This is a genomic window from Embleya sp. NPDC020886 (assembly GCF_044333915.1).
Taxonomy (GTDB): Bacteria; Actinomycetota; Actinomycetes; order Streptomycetales; family Streptomycetaceae; genus Embleya.
The window spans coordinates 234,702-251,150 of record NZ_JBIRRX010000005.1 but is presented as its reverse complement, the minus strand read 5'-3'; the positions used below and the strand labels follow the sequence as shown (position 1 = coordinate 251,150).

Annotated in this window: 14 protein-coding genes; 9 read left to right on the top strand and 5 right to left on the bottom strand. The window is 72.7% G+C overall.

Translation table 11 applies throughout. The annotated features are described in order from the left end of the window. Positions 1 to 14: 14 nt before the first annotated feature. The 3 genes from ACH4U8_RS20295 to ACH4U8_RS20285 all read right to left on the bottom strand — a co-directional run bounded on the left by ACH4U8_RS20295 (position 15) and on the right by ACH4U8_RS20285 (position 2,819). The gene (locus ACH4U8_RS20295) at positions 15 to 956 is read right to left on the bottom strand and encodes a 5'-3' exonuclease H3TH domain-containing protein (RefSeq protein WP_395779125.1); all 942 of its coding nucleotides are present in this window, start codon (positions 954 to 956) and stop codon (positions 15 to 17) included. Positions 957 to 996: 40 nt separating this feature from the next. Beyond that, complete coding sequence (locus ACH4U8_RS20290) at positions 997 to 1,371, bottom strand: STAS domain-containing protein (RefSeq protein ID WP_360306313.1); 375 nt, start codon at positions 1,369 to 1,371, stop codon at positions 997 to 999. 197 nt (positions 1,372 to 1,568) lie between these two features. Beyond that, positions 1,569 to 2,819 (bottom strand): amino acid deaminase/aldolase, encoded by a 1,251-nt coding sequence (locus ACH4U8_RS20285; protein WP_360306311.1) that lies wholly within the window; start codon positions 2,817 to 2,819, stop codon positions 1,569 to 1,571. Between the two features lie 145 nt (positions 2,820 to 2,964). Here ACH4U8_RS20285 and ACH4U8_RS20280 point away from each other — a divergent pair, with 145 nt between their 5' ends. Further along, positions 2,965 to 4,539: a carboxyl transferase domain-containing protein gene (locus tag ACH4U8_RS20280; RefSeq protein WP_360306309.1), complete on the top strand. Its 1,575-nt coding sequence runs from the start codon at positions 2,965 to 2,967 to the stop codon at positions 4,537 to 4,539. Positions 4,540 to 5,215: 676 nt separating this feature from the next. Then, on the top strand, positions 5,216 to 5,953 hold the full coding sequence (locus ACH4U8_RS20275; protein WP_380018050.1) for an SseB family protein: 738 nt from the start codon (positions 5,216 to 5,218) through the stop codon (positions 5,951 to 5,953). Between the two features lie 356 nt (positions 5,954 to 6,309). On the opposite strand, the gene ACH4U8_RS20270 is transcribed toward ACH4U8_RS20275, so the two are convergent. Continuing rightward, positions 6,310 to 6,669 carry a DUF1844 domain-containing protein gene (locus ACH4U8_RS20270; protein ID WP_360306467.1) on the bottom strand — a complete coding sequence of 120 codons (360 nt, stop codon included), beginning with the start codon at positions 6,667 to 6,669 and terminating at the stop codon, positions 6,310 to 6,312. Between the two features lie 393 nt (positions 6,670 to 7,062). Between ACH4U8_RS20270 and infC the strand changes: the two genes are divergently transcribed. The 7 genes from infC (at position 7,063) to pheT (ending at position 14,480) form a co-directional block, all read left to right on the top strand. Next, entirely contained in the window at positions 7,063 to 7,776 is a 714-nt protein-coding gene (gene infC / locus ACH4U8_RS20265; RefSeq protein WP_360306464.1) for a translation initiation factor IF-3, read from the top strand. A gap of 96 nt (positions 7,777 to 7,872) precedes the next feature. Continuing rightward, positions 7,873 to 8,067 (top strand): 50S ribosomal protein L35, encoded by a 195-nt coding sequence (rpmI, locus tag ACH4U8_RS20260; RefSeq protein ID WP_360306305.1) that lies wholly within the window; start codon positions 7,873 to 7,875, stop codon positions 8,065 to 8,067. A 120-nt stretch (positions 8,068 to 8,187) separates the two neighbouring features. Further along, a complete protein-coding gene (gene rplT / locus ACH4U8_RS20255) occupies positions 8,188 to 8,580 on the top strand; it encodes a 50S ribosomal protein L20 (protein ID WP_020552013.1) in 393 nt (130 codons plus the stop codon). Positions 8,581 to 8,653: 73 nt separating this feature from the next. Continuing rightward, positions 8,654 to 9,502, top strand: coding sequence for an RNA methyltransferase (locus tag ACH4U8_RS20250; RefSeq protein ID WP_360306303.1), 849 nt, complete (start codon positions 8,654 to 8,656; stop codon positions 9,500 to 9,502). Positions 9,503 to 9,638: 136 nt separating this feature from the next. Next, positions 9,639 to 10,688: an ATP-binding protein gene (locus ACH4U8_RS20245; RefSeq protein ID WP_360306301.1), complete on the top strand. Its 1,050-nt coding sequence runs from the start codon at positions 9,639 to 9,641 to the stop codon at positions 10,686 to 10,688. Positions 10,689 to 10,851: 163 nt separating this feature from the next. Further along, positions 10,852 to 11,973: a phenylalanine--tRNA ligase subunit alpha gene (gene pheS, locus ACH4U8_RS20240; protein ID WP_360306299.1), complete on the top strand. Its 1,122-nt coding sequence runs from the start codon at positions 10,852 to 10,854 to the stop codon at positions 11,971 to 11,973. Then, a complete protein-coding gene (pheT, locus tag ACH4U8_RS20235; RefSeq protein ID WP_395779123.1) occupies positions 11,973 to 14,480 on the top strand; it encodes a phenylalanine--tRNA ligase subunit beta in 2,508 nt (835 codons plus the stop codon). Before pheS ends, pheT begins: the two co-directional genes overlap by 1 nt. Positions 14,481 to 14,541: 61 nt before the next feature. Here the strand turns inward: pheT and ACH4U8_RS20230 are convergent, their stop codons facing one another. Then, positions 14,542 to 16,404, bottom strand: a complete 1,863-nt coding sequence (locus ACH4U8_RS20230; protein ID WP_395779121.1) for a hypothetical protein — start codon at positions 16,402 to 16,404, stop codon at positions 14,542 to 14,544. Positions 16,405 to 16,449 lie beyond the last annotated feature (45 nt).

Below are 16,449 nucleotides of genomic sequence, written 5' to 3'. Positions count from 1 at the left end.
GGAGATTCCGGGCATCACCGACCGGGGGTGAGCACGTCGAGCAACCGGTGCACCGGACCGCTCAGGCCCCACTGCCGGCGCAGCGCGTCGAGCGCGACCGGATCGGCCGGCTCGGTGGGCAGCGGCCGATCCCACTCGGCCGCCGGCGGCAGCGGTACGTCCCGCACCACCCGCACCACGCCCGGGGCCACGTCCAGGTAGTCGCCCGCCTCCAGGATCCGGGCCCGCCGCGCCGGGGTCAGCCTGGCCGCCGGGTCGGCCGCCGCGGCCCGCACGCCGGCCAGGTCGCCGTACTCGCCGATCAACTGCGCCGCGGTCTTGTCCCCGATGCCCTTGACCCCGGGCAGGCCGTCGCTGGCGTCGCCGCGCAGCGTGGCGAAGTCCGCGTAGGCCGAGGCGGGCACGCCGTAGCGGGCGAGCACGGCGGCCTCGTCGATCACCTCGTGCGCGGCCACGCCCTTGACCGTGTAGAGCACCCGGATCGCGCGTGCGTCGTCGACGAGTTGGAACAGGTCCCGGTCGCCGGTGACGATGTCCACCGCGATGCCGGCCCGCTCGGCCAGGGTGGCGATCACGTCGTCCGCCTCGAAGCCCGGCACGCCCACCCGCGGGATGCCCAACGCGTCCAACACCTGCTCGATCACCGGCACCTGCGGGGCGAGCGTGTCCGGGATCTCCTCCTCGTCCGGCCCGGCCGCCTCGGCGACCCGGTGCGCCTTGTAGGAGGGGATCGCGTCGACCCGGAACTGCGGTCGCCAGTCCGCGTCCATGCATGCCACCAGCCGGGTGGGCCGGCGGTCCTCGACCAGGCGGGTGATGAAGTCGACCAGGCCGCGCACGGCGTTGACCGGCGTGCCGTCGGGAGCCTTGACCGATTCCGGGACGCCGAAGTAGGCGCGGAAGTACAGGGACGCGGTGTCGAGGAGCATCAGACGTTGAGTCACCCGCCCGATCATGCCGCACCGCACCGACGCGGGCCCGCGCGGCGACGCGGACTCAGTCGGAGAACTCGTCGAGTACTTCCTGCAGGGTGTCGCGCACGCCCAGCACGTCGATCAGGCCGGTCATCCGCAACGTCGCGCGGACGTTGCGATCGGGTGCGGCCAAGCGCAGTTCGCCGGAGAACGCGTGCATCGACTTGAACGCGTCTATCAGCACACCCAAACCGACCGAGTCGCAGAAGTTCAGCCCGGTGGCGTCCACGACCACCCGGCGACAACCGCCGTCGATCAGCTCGATCAGCGTGCGATGCAGCAACGGGGCGTTGTGCAGGTCCAGTTCGCCGGCCAGGTGGACCACCGCGCAACCGCGCCAGATCGTTACCCCGGTCACGGGGTGTTCCTGCCCGAGCGTGCCCAAGCGCGCGATCATGGCTGCGACCTTTCAGCGGCCGGACGTACTGCCGCGCCGATACGGCGCCGGCAATGGGCATTGTGGGCCATCCGCAGTGGTGCCGGACAGCCCCTCAACGGGTCGTTTTTTGTCGGGTGGGCCGAACGGGTGGGTCTTGTCCGGTTAACGGCCGGTCGGTTCCCGTCGTCGACGTGATTCGACCGGCCCCGCGGCGGTCACAGGAAGGTGTGTCCCTCGCCCCGATAGGTGGGCACGGTACGCACCACCCGATCGCCGTCCACCAGATGCAGCGCGTCGAAACGCTCGCACAGTTCGCCCGCCTTGGCGTGCCGGAACCACACCGAGTCACCGATCCGCAAGTCGTCCGCCGGCGCGCCGCGCAGCGGCGTCTGCACCTCGCCGGCCGCCTCCTGCGACTGGTACGACAGGCCCGGCGGCAGGTACGGCTGGGGCAGCCGGTCGGCCGCGGGCACCCCCGAGGCCGGATAGCCGCCACCGAGCACGGTCACGCAGCCGTGTCCGTTGCGGCGCACCACGGGCAGCGCGAACAGCGCGGCGGGGCGGCCCCGGAAACAGGTGTAGTGGTCGAACAGGCGCGGTTGGAAGAGCCCGGAGCCGGCCGCGACCTCGGTGATCGAGGATTCCGCGGCGGTGCGCTCCACGCTGCCGGTGCCGCCGCCGTTGACGAACTCCAGCGGGGCGATCGCGCGCACCGCGCGGACGATCTCGGCCCGGCGCCGGCTCAGTTCGGCGCCCGCCCGCGCCTGCATCGCGCGCAGGATCCGGCCGTACAGCGCGCGGCCCTCGGGCGCGTCGCCGACCCCGGCGATGTGCGCCTCGTAGGCCATCAGTCCCACGAGCCGGAAGCCCGGCCGTCGGGTCACCTCCTCGGCGACCGCGACCACCTGCTCCGGTGAGTGCAGCGGCGAGCGGTGCGCGCCGATGTGCACCCGGCCGCCCAGCGGTTGCCACGAGGTGTCGATGTCCACGCACACCCGCAGCTCTGCCCGGGGCCGCACATCGGCGATCGCCCGCTCGATCAGGTCCAACTGGGCCGGGTCGTCGATCATGATCGTCACCCGTGCCGCGGCCTCGGCGTCCGCCGCCAGCCGGCGGTAGCCCGCCCGGTCCGTCGAGGGGTAGGCCACCAGCACGTCGGTGATCCCCTCGCCCGCCAGCCACAATCCCTCGGGCAGGGTGAACGCCATCACGCCCTGGAAGCCGTCCAGCGCCAACACCTCGTGCAGCAGCGGCAGGCAGCGCACCGACTTGCTCGCCACCCGCAGCGGTGTGCCACCCGCGCGCCGCACCAGGTCCGCCGCGTTGGCCCGGTAGGCGGCCAGATCCACGATCGCGAACGGTGCGTCCAGGTGCGCGGTGGCCCGGTCGTAGCGGGAACGGTCGGCGCCGAGGGTGGGCGTCGCGGCGGGAGCGGACACGGGCGGGGCGGCGGTGAGAGGAGCCATTCCCGCAGCCTGCCAGATCGGCGTACCGACCGGTAGGACTCATCGCCGGCGACGCACCGGCATCGGTCGGCGGGTGTACGGGTGTCGGGTGGGTCGCACGCCGCGACGGGGTGAACGTTGCCGGGCGTGGCGCTAGCTTGATCGTATGAGTCACCCCGAGCGAGTGCGGGCGCTCGATCTGATCGAACGCGTCCTGGATCCGGGCAGTTTCCGTGCCTGGAACGACCCGCTGCCCACACTCGCGGAGCCGGATCCGACGTACGCGGCCGAGTTGGCGGCGGCCCGCGCGCGCACCGGCCTGGACGAGGCGCTGGTCACCGGGGAGGGCCGGATCCACGACCGTCGGGTGGCGGTGGCCGCGTGCGAGTTCGACTTCCTGGCCGGCTCGATCGGAGTGGCGGGGGCCGAACGGCTGACCCTCGCGGTGGAGCGGGCCACCGCCGAGGGCCTGCCGCTGGTGGCCTCACCCACCTCCGGGGGCACCCGCATGCAGGAGGGCACCGTCGCGTTCCTGCAGATGGTCAAGATCTCCGCGGCGGTGGCCGCACACCGCGCGGCCGGCCTGCCCTATCTCGTCTATCTGCGACACCCCACCACCGGTGGCGTGTTCGCCTCGTGGGGCTCGCTCGGGCATGTCACGGCGGCCCAGCCCGGCGCGTTGATCGGGTTTCTCGGGCCGCGGGTGTACGAGGCGCTGCACGGGCACCCGTTCCCGACCGGTGTGCAGGTCGCGGAGAACCTGTACGAGCACGGCCTGATCGACGCGGTCGTGCCGCCCGGGGAACTGCGGCAGGTCGCGATCCGGGTCTTCGACGTGCTCGACTCGGGCTTTGCCGGGTCGGGGCCGGCGGCGGGCCCACCGGCCGATCCGGTGGCGGGGGCGCAGGTGGGGTCGCCGACGGGGTCGTCGGGTGTGGGCGAACCGCTGTTCGAGGACGTGCCGGCGTGGACTTCGGTGGAGCGTTCGCGTGATGCGCGCCGCCCGGGGTTGCGCGCGTTGTTGCGGCACGGTGCGCGCTCGGTCACCCCGCTGCGCGGGACCGGCGAGGGGGAGAGCGAGCCGGCGCTGCGCCTGGTGCTGGCCCGGTTCGGGGTCGGCCCGGGGCCCGGCGCGCCGTGCGTGGTGCTGGGCCACGATCGCACCCGGCAGAGCGAGCACGGTCCGTTCGGCCCGGCCGGGTTGCGTCAGGCCCGGCGGGGCATGCGGCTGGCCGCCGAGTTGGGCCTGCCGTTGGTCACGGTGGTGGACACCGCCGGCGCCGCGCTCTCGCGCGAGGCGGAGGAGGGTGGGTTGGCCGGCGAGATCGCCCGCTGCCTGGCCGAGTTGGTGCTGTTGCCCGCGCCGACGGTGTGTCTGTTGCTGGGTCAGGGCTCTGGCGGCGGCGCGCTCGCGCTGTTGCCCGCGGACCGGGTGATCTGTGCGCAGCACGGCTGGTTGTCGCCGCTGCCGCCGGAGGGTGCGGCGGCCATCCTGTTTCGCGGCACCGAGCGCGCCGCCGAGATCGCCGGACGACAGGGCATTCGTTCCGCCGACCTGTATCGGGACCGGATCGTGGACCGGGTGGTGCCCGAGCACCCGGACGCCGCCGAGGAACCCGAGGCGTTCGTGCGCCGGGTGGCGGGTGTGCTCGACCACGAACTCGGCACGCTGCGGGCGCTGGACGCGGAGGAGCGCCTGGCCGCGCGGAAGCTGCGCTATCGGCGCCTCGGCCTCTCCTGAGCGCTTCGGAAGTCATCGGGAGTCATCGGGAGTCACTCGAATGGGTGAGCTTTCTGGGAGTCCCGGACGGCAAATCCCGCCGCTTCCTACGCTGAACCCGGTTCGGGAACCGGACCGGTCACAGCCCACCCGTCCGAGCACGGGCCAGGACGGGCCGGCTCGGCCCGGCGCTCGGCCCGTTCGGACACGACGCCTCGATGATGCCGTCGTGGCTCGATCCGGTTCGAGCGAGCCGGACCTCGGTAGAGGTCGCGGGTCGGCAAGTGGTCGCCGAGCCGCGACCTTTGCCGTGGGCGGCCGGGGGTTTGGGGCGGCGGGGCCCTGTGTCTTGGCCGGGTGTGGGGCCGGGACACGCCCGGAGCTCGACGGATTGCCGGTGGTGGTCGCCGGTGTGGTGCGTCGTTGCCGGCGTGGGGTGGCCCGGACACGCCGATCGTGTCGCGTCGGCGCCGCTTTGTTCGGTGCGGGAGGGCGGTCGTGCGGTGTCCTTTGCCGCACGGATCGTGCCGGGTGTCGTGGCGATGGGGCGGTGGGTGGGGCCGGGGTCGGGTGCCGCGTTCGAGGGTGGCGGACGGGGCGACCGTTCGGGGCGTGGGGTGTTTCGGGGGCGCGGACGGGGCCGGGGTGGGCGCCGTGCCGGGATGAGCTTCGTCGGGCACGGGACTAGAGTCGACGGGTGGATTTCAGCGGCAAGAGCATTCCCGACACCGGTTTTCCCGACGACGACGGCAGCGCGCATCCGGCTCTGGCCGAGGCCCTGGCGGCTCGGGAGGTGGACGACGAGGCGGTCTCGCTGGCGTTGCGCGAGGCGCGGCTGCTGGTACCGGTGGTGGCGATCCTGACCGAGGAGGAGGACGTCGCGCCGGGCGAATTGCGCCGGGAGAAGTCCAGTGACATGGCCGTGCCCACGATCCAGGGGCCGGACGGGCGCCGGGCGCTGCCCGCGTTCACCTCGGTGGCGGCGCTGGCCCGCTGGCGCGCGGACGCGCGGCCGATTCCGGTCGAGGCCGCGCGTGCCGCGCACGCCGCGTACGCGGAGGAGGCGGACACGCTGCTGCTGGACCTGGCCGGGCCGCACCCGTACGAGCTCAGCGGGAGCCGGTTGCGGGCGGTGGCCGAAGGGCGGGCGCACCTGGCGCCGCACCGGGATCCGGAGATCCTGGGCGCGGTCCGGGCGGCGGTGCTGCCGGAGGGGGCGGTCTCGGCGGTCTACCTGACCGAGGGCGGCGAGCAGGAGCTGACGCTGAGCCTGGTCGCGGCGGCGTCGCCGACCGAGGTCACCGAGGCCGCGCGGCGGATCGTGGGACGGCTGGCCGAGGACGACGTGGTGCGGGCGCGGTTGGATCGTGGCCTGGACCTGGCGATGCTGCCGCCCGGCAGCGCGCTCGACGTGGACCCGCTGTACGTGCGCTGAGCGCGGGCGGGTGAGGTCGCGCCGACCCACCTTGTCCTCGGACGCCGGACGGGCTGGATGGCCGACCGGGCCGGGGCGGCGCGAGCCGGACGGGCTTGCCGGGTCGGGGTGGGCCGGCCTGCGGCCTGCTTGTCCTCAAGCGCCGGACGGGCTGGATGGCTTGGGCGGGCAGGGTGGGGCCGGCCGGGGTGGCGCGAGCCGGGAGGGGTCGGCCGGGAGGGGGTGGGCCGGCCTGCGGCCCGCTTGTTCTCAAGCGCCGGACGGGCTGGATCGTCGACCGGGGCGGGCGGTGGCTGCTTGGTTTCGAGTGCCGTGGCCGGGCGGGCCGGGGGGCGGCCCGGCCGGCCGGGGTGGGGTCAGGCGTGGACGGGGCCGGTGAGCTTTTCGCCGGGGCCCTTGCCGACCTGGTCGGGGTGTGTGGAGGCTTCGCGGAAGGCGAGTTGCAGGGTCTTGAGGCCGTCGCGCAGCGGGCCCGCGTGATAGGAGCCCACCTCGGGAGCCGCGGCGGTGACCAGGCCCGCGAGGGCGGTGATCAGCTTGCGGGCCTCGTCCAAGTCCTTGTGCGCCTCGCCGTCCTCGGCCAGACCCAGCTTGACCGCCGCCGCGCTCATCAGGTGCACGGACAAGGTGGTGATGACCTCGACCGCCGGCACGTCGGCGATGTCGCGGGTCATGGTCTCGACCCCGTCGAGGTCGTCGGAGGGGGCGGGTGACATAAGTGGGGCGCTCTCGCTCATGTGCCCAGTCTCGGGTATGCCCCGGAATCGGGGAACAACGGGGCCCTTCGGCATGTTCGAGCCAGTGGTAGAGTGGTGTATCGACCGACCGGGCATCTGCATGCCCGGCCTGCAAGCGGAGGCTCCGTCTCCCACCCGATCGACCTCACGGACGACGGGTACCGGTCCGGCGTGTCGCACCTCGTGTGCGTTCGTTTCGCGTTCGTCGCCCCCTGGGCGGCTTCGTTGCCGGTGGTGGAGCCTCGCATGCAACCGTGCGAGGCTTTTTCGCGTTGCCTGGATGGCTTCGCGCGGAACCTGGCTCGGGGGGAAGTTACACCGAGACACATGTGGCCGCTTCGCCCGCGGCCGCTTCAGGTATGAGGAGGCCCCATCAGCGCCGAGCCCCGCATCAACGACCGGATTCGCGTCCCCGAGGTGCGACTCGTTGGTCCTGGCGGCGAGCAGGTCGGAATCGTCCCGCTGGCCAAGGCCATGGAACTTGCCCAGGAGTACGACCTCGACCTCGTCGAGGTCGCGGCCAACGCCCGGCCGCCGGTCTGCAAGCTCATGGACTACGGCAAGTTCAAGTACGAGTCGGCCATGAAGGCCCGTGAAGCGCGCAAGAACCAGGCGCACACGGTCATCAAGGAGATGAAGCTCCGGCCGAAGATCGACCCGCACGACTATGACACCAAGAAGGGTCACGTCGAGCGGTTCCTGAAGCAGGGCGACAAGGTCAAGATCACGATCATGTTCCGTGGTCGCGAGCAGTCCCGGCCCGAGTTGGGCTACCGACTGCTGCAGCGTCTCGCGACGGACGTCCAGGATCTCGGGTTCATCGAGTCGAACCCGAAGCAGGACGGCCGCAACATGATCATGGTTCTGGGCCCGCACAAGAAGAAGACCGAGGCCATGGCCGAGGCCCGCGAGGCCCAGGCGGCTCGCAAGGACGCGCGCCGTGTGGCCGTCGAGGCCGGGGACGACCACCCCGACGAGACGGACGCCCCCGAGGCTCAGGCCGAGGCGGCCCCGGCCGAGGCCGCTCCGGCCGCCGAGGCACCCGTCGCGAGCGACGCGGAGCCGAAGGCCGAAGAGCAGGTCTGACCCGGAACGGGTCGCCCCGCGCCCGATATGCACACACATCTGTGCCTGCCCGGTGACCACCGGGCGGGTACGGCACGACGAGGAGACTGCGGCGACATGCCGAAGAACAAGACCCACAGCGGTGCCAGCAAGCGCTTCCGTATCACCGGCTCCGGCAAGGTGCTGCGTCAGCGTGCGGGTCGCCGTCACCTTCTCGAACACAAGCCCTCGACCGTGACCCGGCGCCTCGCCGGCACCGTCGAGGTGTCCCCGGCCGACGTCAAGAAGATCAAGAAGCTGCTCAAGAAGTAGTAGCAGCGAGCACGTCGTCGCACCGGCTGACGAGAACCCACCGGTCGGCGACAGGCGTCGGTCCCAGACTTACCCGGGTCGCGGTCGCACACCGCGGTCTGACATCAAGGAGTTCATCAAGTGGCACGCGTCAAGCGGTCAGTCAACGCCCACAAGAAGCGCCGCGTCATCCTCGAGCGGGCGTCCGGCTACCGCGGCCAGCGGTCCCGTCTGTACAGGAAGGCCAAGGAGCAGGTCACCCACTCCATGGTCTACAACTACAACGACCGCAAGAAGCGGAAGGGGGACTTCCGTCAGCTGTGGATCCAGCGCATCAACGCCGCTGCCCGCCTGAACGGGATGACCTACAACCGCTTCGTGCAGGGCCTCAAGGCCGCCGGTGTGGAGATCGACCGCAAGATGCTCGCCGAGCTCGCGGTCAACGACGCCCCGGCGTTCGCCGCCCTCGTCGAGGTAGCGCAGAAGGCCCTGCCGGCCGATGTCAACGCGAAGAAGGAAGACGCCGCGGCCTGATCGTCGACTCACGTCGTCGATGTCGCAGCATTTCCTACGTCGTTACAGGCCGAGAGCAGAGAACGGTAACGCGATGGCGAGCCCCGAGCTGACGTCCACCCGATCACCACGAGTGGCGGCGGCCCGGCGGCTCGCCAAACGCGCTTTCCGGGCCCGTGAACGGTTGTTCCTGGCCGAGGGCCCGCAGGCGGTGCGCGAGGCGGTGGCGCTGCCCGGGACGTTGCGCGAGTTGTACATCACCCCCGAGGTGGCCGAGCGCTACCCCGATCTGGTCACGGGCGCGGCAGCGGCCCGGGTTCCGGTGTTCACCGCCACCGACGAGGTGGTCGGGGCGATCAGCCAGACCGTGACGCCGCAGGGCGTGGTCGCGCTGTGCCGGTTCGTGGACGTACCGCTGGAGCAGGCGATGGCCGCGCGGCCGGACCTGGTGGCGGTGCTCGCGAACGTGCGCGACCCCGGCAACGCCGGCACCGTGCTGCGCGCGGCGGACGCGGCCGGCGCCGAGGCGGTCGTGCTCACCGACGCGTCGGTGGACCCGTACAACCCCAAGGCCGTGCGTGCCTCGGTGGGCAGCCTCTTCCACCTGCCGGTGGTGACCGGGTCCCGGATCGAGGACACCGTCGCCGCGCTGCGCGCCGCCGGGATGCGCGTTCTGGCCGCCGACGGCGCCGGGGACGCGGATCTGGACGGGGAGTTGGACGCGGGCGGGCTCGGCGGACCCACCGCGTGGATATTCGGCAACGAGGCGTGGGGGCTGCCCGAGGAGACCCGGGCGCTGGCCGACGCCGTGGTGCGCGTGCCGATCCACGGACGGGCCGAGAGTTTGAACCTGGCGACCGCCGCAGCCGTGTGTCTGTACGCGTCCGCTCGTGCGCAACGCGGGCCGGGGGGCTGTCGCTCGGGTGCGCGAAGCGAGCGATGACCCCGACGTACTCGGCTTGACGACCGGTGGTGGGGGAACGAGTCCGTTGCGTCCGGCGCATCCGGACGGCACGTCGCGCGTTGGGATAGTGTGTCCGGCCCGGAACTCCCTCGGGCCCGAAACGGGAAGGGGGCCGATGGACGCCGACATGCTGCCCGACGGCCTGGTGATCGCGGACGAGAACGGCACGGTGGTCACGTTCAACACCGCCGCCGCCCGAATCACCGGGACGCGTCCCGAGGACGCGCTCGGCAAACACATCGCGGACGCGCTGCCGCTGGAGGACCTCGAGGGCAGGCGCTGGTGGGTGTGCACCGACCCGTACGGCGGCCTGGGCACCCGGACCCGGCAGCCGGAGCGCAATCTGCTCCTGGCCGGTCGGGAGATCCTGGTCACGGCGTCCTTCGTGCACGCGGACGGGCCGCACAGCCCGCTGGACAAGCTGGTGGTGTCGCTGCGCTGTACCGACGCGCGTCGGCGGATCGAGCGCGGCCACTCCGACCTGATCGCCACCGTCGCGCACGAGCTGCGCTCGCCGCTGACCTCGGTCAAGGGCTTCACCGCGACCCTGCTGGCCAAGTGGGAGCGGTTCACCGACGAGCAGAAGCGGCTGATGCTGGAGACGGTCGACGCGGACGCCGACCGGGTCACCCGGCTGATCACCGAACTCCTGGACATCTCCCGGATCGACGCGGGCCGGCTGCAACTCAACCGGCAGGTCGTCGACATGGAGGAGGCGGTGCACCGGCATCTGCGCGCGATGGAATGCAACGGATGGCCCGACGAGCGGTTCGTGGTCGCCGTGGACGGGCCGCTGCCCAGCATGTGGCTGGACGCCGACAAGCTCGACCAGATCCTCGGCAACCTGCTGGAAAACGCGGTGCGCCACGGCGCCGGAACCGTCACCATCGAGATGCGCGCGGTCTCCATCGGGTCCGCGCCCGGTGCGCAGGGGACGGAGATCACGGTGAGCGACGAGGGCCCGGGCATCCCGGACGAACTCCTCGACCGCGTCTTCACCCGTTTCTGGCGCGGCAACCGCCGCGGTGGCACCGGCCTGGGGCTGTACATCGTCAAGGGCCTGGTGCAGGCCCACGCGGGCAGCATCGGCGTGGATCGTGCCGAGTCCGGCGGAGCCCGATTTCGATTCACCCTGCCGGCCGCGATGCCGGACGTCCTGATGTAGCTCGCCGTCGACGCGGCAAGCCGGGACGCTCCACCGCAGTTCGTCGCGGTCCGGCCGACACACGCACGCCCATGCGGCGTCAGTAAACTCGGAGCGCGGACGTCGCAGGACGTCGTTGCCGCCTCCACCACCGGCGGATCCCCCACAGGAGCACTGGACACAGATGTCGGCACCGAACAAGTCGTACGACCCGGTCGAGGTCGAGGCGTTGAAACCAGAGGAAGTCGAGCGGGCCCGCGACGCGGCGCTCGCGGCGGTGGCCGCCGCGAGCGACCTGGCCGAGTTGCAGGAGGCGAAGGTCGCGCACACCGGCGACCGGTCGCCGCTCGCGCTCGCCAACCGCGAGATCGGCGCGCTCCCGCCGCAGGCCAAGGCCGAGGCCGGCAAGCGGGTCGGGCAGGCCCGCGGCGCGGTCAGGCAGGCCCTGGAGCGGCGCCAGGTCGAGCTGGAGGCCGAGCGCGACGCGCGCGTGCTGGTCGAGGAGGCCGTGGACGTCACGCTGCCGTGGGACCGCGCTCCGCGCGGCGCGCGGCACCCGCTGACCACGCTGTCCGAGCGGATCGAGGACCTCTTCGTCGCGATGGGCTACGAAGTCGCCGAGGGTCCGCAGGTCGAGGCGGAGTGGTACAACTTCGACGCCCTCAACATCCTGCCGGACCACCCCGCGCGGACCATGCAGGACACCTTCTTCGTGCGCGCCGAGGACGGCTCGGCGGACTCCGGCGTGGTGCTGCGCACGCACACCTCGCCCGTGCAGATCCGCACCATGCTGACCCGGACCCCGCCGATCTACGTGATCTGTCCGGGCCGGGTGTACCGCACCGACGAGCTGGACGCCACGCACACCCCGGTCTTCGGCCAGATCGAGGGTCTGGCCGTGGACAAGGGCCTGACCATGGGCGACCTCAAGGGCACCCTGGACCACTTCGTCCAGGCGATGTTCGGCGAGGGCATCGTCACCCGGTTGCGCCCGTCGTACTTCCCCTTCACCGAGCCCTCCGCCGAGCTCGACCTCAAGTGCTTCGTGTGTCGTGGCGCCTCGGTGGGCGACCCGGAGCATCCGTGCCGGACCTGCCGGTCCGAGGGCTGGATCGAGTGGGGCGGCTGCGGCATGGTCAACCCGCGCGTGCTGATCGCGTGCGGCATCGACCCCGAGGTGTACAGCGGTTTCGCGTTCGGCGTGGGCCTGGAGCGTGCGCTGATGTTCCGGCACAACGTCGAGGACATGCGAGACATGGTCGAGGGTGACGTTCGGTTCACCCTTCCGTTCGGGATGGAGATCTGATGCGGGTCCCGCTTTCCTGGCTGCGGGAGTACGTCGACCTCCCCGCCGGCGAGTCCGGGCGCGACGTCGCCGACAAGCTCGTGGCGCTGGGCCTGGAGGTCGAGACGGTCGAGCAGCTCGGCGCGGACCTCAAGGGTCCGCTCGTGGTCGGCCGGGTGCTGGAGATCGAGGAGCTGGAGGGCTTCAAGAAGCCGATCCGGTTCTGCAAGGTCGACGTCGGCGATGCCAACGGCACCGGTGAGCCGCAGGAGATCGTCTGTGGCGCGCGCAACTTCGAGGTCGACGACAAGGTCGTGGTGATCCTGCCGGGCGGCGTGTTGCCCGGCCCGTTCGAGATCGCCGAGCGCAAGACCTACGGCCGTGTCTCGCGCGGGATGATCTGCTCGGCCCGCGAGTTGGGCATGGGCGACGACCACGACGGCATCATCGTGCTGCCGATCGAGGCGCAGGTCGGTGCGGACGCGATCGAACTGCTCGGTCTGGTCGACGAGGTGCTCGACATCGCGGTGACCCCGGACCGGGGCTACTGCCTGTCGATGCGCGGCGTCGCCCGGGAGACGGCGATCGCCTACGGGCAGCCGCTGCGCGACCCGGCGCTGCTGGACGTGCCGGACGCGAACTCGTACGGCTATCCGATCCTGGTCGAGGACGCGGCCGGGTGCGACCGGTTCGTGGCGCGCACCGTGGTCGGCATCGACCCCGAGGCGCCGTCCCCGCTGTGGTTGCAGCGCCGGGTGCAGATGGCCGGCATGCGGCCGATCTCGCTCGTCGTGGACGTCACCAACTACGTGATGCTCGAACTGGGCCAGCCGCTGCACGCCTACGACCGGGCCCGGTTGCAGGGCCCGATCGTGGTGCGCCGCGCGCACGAGGGCGAGACGCTGACCACGCTGGACGACGTGGAGCGCAGGCTCGACCGCGAGGATCTGCTGATCTGCGACAACCGCGGGCCGATCGGCCTGGCGGGGGTGATGGGCGGCGAGAGCACCGAGATCGGCGCGGAGACCGCCGACATCGTGATCGAGGCGGCGCACTTCGACCCGGTGGCGATCGCGCGCACCGCGCGCCGGCACAAGCTGGGTTCGGAGGCGTCGCGCCGGTTCGAGCGCGGTGTGGACCCGGAGGCGGCCCGGGCCGCGGCGCAGCGTGCGGTGGACCTGCTGGCCGTGCTCGGCGGCGAGCGGGCCCAGGCCGAGGCGGGCGTGACCGAGGTGGACGCGCCGCGCGAGGCGGTGCGGATCGTGCTCGCGGCGGACCACGCGGCGAAGGTCGCGGGCGTGCCGTACACCCGCGAGACGGTGGCCCAGCGGCTGCAGGAGGTGGGCTGCTCGGTCGAGGGCATCGACGAGCTGACCGTGCTGCCGCCGACCTGGCGGCCCGACCTGACCGACCCGAACGACCTGGCCGAAGAGGTCATCCGGTTGGAGGGCTACGAGCAGGTGCCCTCCACGCTGCCGCAGGTGCCGGCCGGTCGTGGGCTGACCGCGGACCAGCGGCGTCGGCGGCGGATCGGACGGGCGCTCGCGGGCGCGGGCTTCGCCGAGGTGCTCGACTATCCGTTCGTGGGGCAGAGCGCGTTCGACGACCTCGGGCTGGCCGAGGACGACGCGCGGCGACGCACCGTCGTGTTGGTCAACCCGATCTCCGAGGAGGAGCCGGCGCTGCGCACGACGTTGCTGCCGGGGCTGCTCGGGACGCTGCGCCGCAACCTGGGGCGCGGTAACGGGGACCTGGCGCTGTTCGAGTCGGGAGTGGTCTTCCTGCCGAACGCGTCGACCCCGCGCGCGCCGCAGCTCGCCGTGGACCGGCGGCCGACCGACGCGGAACTGGCCGAGTTGGCTGCGGCGTTGCCGAACCAGCCGCAGCGGGTCGCGGTGGTGCTGGCCGGCGAGTGGGAGCACTCCGGCTGGTGGGGCAAGGGCCGGCCGCAGCTCTGGGCGGACGCGGTCGAGGCCGCGCGGGTGGTCGCGGATGCCGTCGGCGTCGAGCTGACGGTGCGTCAGGACCAGTACGAGCCGTGGCATCCCGGGCGCTGCGCGGCGCTCGTGGCGACCGCGCCGGACGGGACCGAGCGGGTCGTGGGGCACGCGGGCGAGTTGCACCCCCGGGTACTCAAGACGCTGCACCTGCCCGAGCGGGTGGCCGCGATGGAACTGGACCTGGATCTGCTGACCGCGGACCTGGACGGGGAACACCTGCCGCAGGCGGGCCACATCTCCTCGTACCCGGTGGCCACGCAGGACGTCGCGCTGGTCGTGGACGCCTCGGTGCCGGCCGCGAGCGTGGAGGCGGCGCTGGTCGAGGGCGCGGGCGCGTTGTTGGAGTCGGTGCGACTGTTCGACGTGTACACCGGTGCGCAGATCGCCGAGGGCGGCAAGTCGCTGGCCTACGCGCTGCGTTTCCGGGCGACGGACCGCACGCTGACGGTCGAGGAGGCGACGGCCGCGCGCGACGCGGCGGTGGCGCTGGCGACCGAGCGGACCGGGGCGGTACTGCGCGGGGCGTGACGCGCTCGTGGACGGTCGGATGCGGCCCGCACTCCTTCGGGGGTGCGGGCCGCTTCCGGGTTCAGGGCGGGGTCGTGGTCGCGGTCGGGGGTGGCGGGGTGGGGAGGACGCCCGGCTTCAGGACGTCGACGCCGCAGATGCGGCGGGCGGCGGCGATCGGGTCGTCGGGGAAGCGGAAGGCCGTGCGGTCCACCGCGCCGATCAGGTTGGTGGTGAAGCGCCGCCAGGTCATCGGGGCGTGCACCGAGTCGCGCAGTTCCTTGAGTCGGCCGCGGTCGGTCGGGCCGCAGGTGAGGGTGTAGCGGGCGGCGGCGATCCGGATCGGGTCGATGCCCGGGGGCGCGGGCGCGGCCGGGTCGGCGTATTCGGCCAGCACCCATGCCGGGTCGATCCGCTTCTCGTGTCCGGGTCGGCCCCGGGTGGTCAGTCGGATGTGTGCGCCGAGCGGATAGGCCAGGCCGAGGTCGTCGAGCGCGATGCCGGTCACGGGGGTGGCGGCGCCGTTCATGCCCAGCGAGGGCCATATCGCCACGATCGACGCGCGCAGGTCCGGGCGCAGCGGGACCACGAAGGAGTGGGTCGGCGATCGGTCGACCAGGGTGTGTCGATATTCCGGATGCGGGCCTTGGATCATCGTCGGGAAGCCGGGGAAGCCGTTGACGAACGCGTCGGCGGTGACCGGGTTGGCGACGCCCAGGACGGACGTGTAGAAGCCGCGTTCGTCGGCGATGCCGCTCGGGCCGATGCCGGCGTAGGGCACCCGGAAGACGGTCGCGGTCAGCAGGGACCAGGCCAGCAGGGCGCCGACGGCGGGTGCCGCGAGTCGGCTCGCGGGGACCAGCAGGATCGGCAGGAGCAGCAGGAACAGGCCCGGGAGCAACATCCGGCCGTGCATGAAGTCGCCGCCGACGCGGACCACGTAGAGCAGCATCACCAGGCCGCACAACACGGGTGTGGCGTACAGGATGCGTCGGCTGCGATCGGCGGGTCGGTCGGGTCCGACGGGGCGCGGTCGGCCGACGACGGCGGCTGCGGCGAGGCCGGCCAGTACCAGCGCGGGCAGCCACAGGTGGTACGGGTCGGTCAGGTCGCGGACGTAGGCCCAGCCCCGGGGCCAATCGGCGGCGGTGGCCTCCTTGGTGATCGCGGGGAGGGGGAGCAGGACGCCGTAGTAGCCCATCCGGAAGATCTCGTAGGCCAGTGGGAGCGCGCCGGCGGTGCCGAGCAGGGCGAGTGCGCGGCCTGCCCGGGGACGGTGCAGGAGGGCGAGCGCGATCAGGAAGCCGGCGCCGGCGACGGCCAGGTCGGGGCGGACCAGCGGGCCCAGGCCGGCGAGCAGGGCCAGGGCGTACGCGGTGCGGGCGCGGGGGTCGTGGGGGAGGCGGACCAGGAGCCACCAGCAGCCGGCGGTCCACAGGGTGGTCAGGCCGGTTTCCAGGCCGGAGGTGGCGAAGTCCCACACCGGCGGCAGCGCGAGCAGGATCAGCGCGCCGCACGGGAGCAGGAAGGCGCTGCCGGGCCTGGCCCGGTGCAGTCGGCGGGCGGCGTCGGCGGCCAGGAACCAGCCGATCACGCTGCACAGCAGGCCCAGCCGCACGGCCAGCGGCGCGGGGTCCTGGCCGGTGAGTCGGGTGCCGGCCACCAGCAGCCACTGCCACAGCGTGCCGGTGGCCGCCTCGGCGCGCTCGCCGGGATTGAACACGGGGCCGTGGCCGGCCAGGATCTGCCGGACCGGTCGGGTGAAGATCAGGCCGTCGTCGCACAGCCAACTGCGTCGGCCGCCCACCACGGCGACGAACACGGCGGGCAGCAGCACCATCGCGAGGTTCCAGCGGGTGGCCGCGGCTGCCGGCCGGTCGGGGTGCGGGGCGGCCGGATCGGCGGGGGGTGGGCCGTGTCCGGGGAGGGTGGTGGTCAGGGTCATCGGTCGGCGGGCTCCAGTCGGGCGGGTGAGGCCGCACGAGACCGG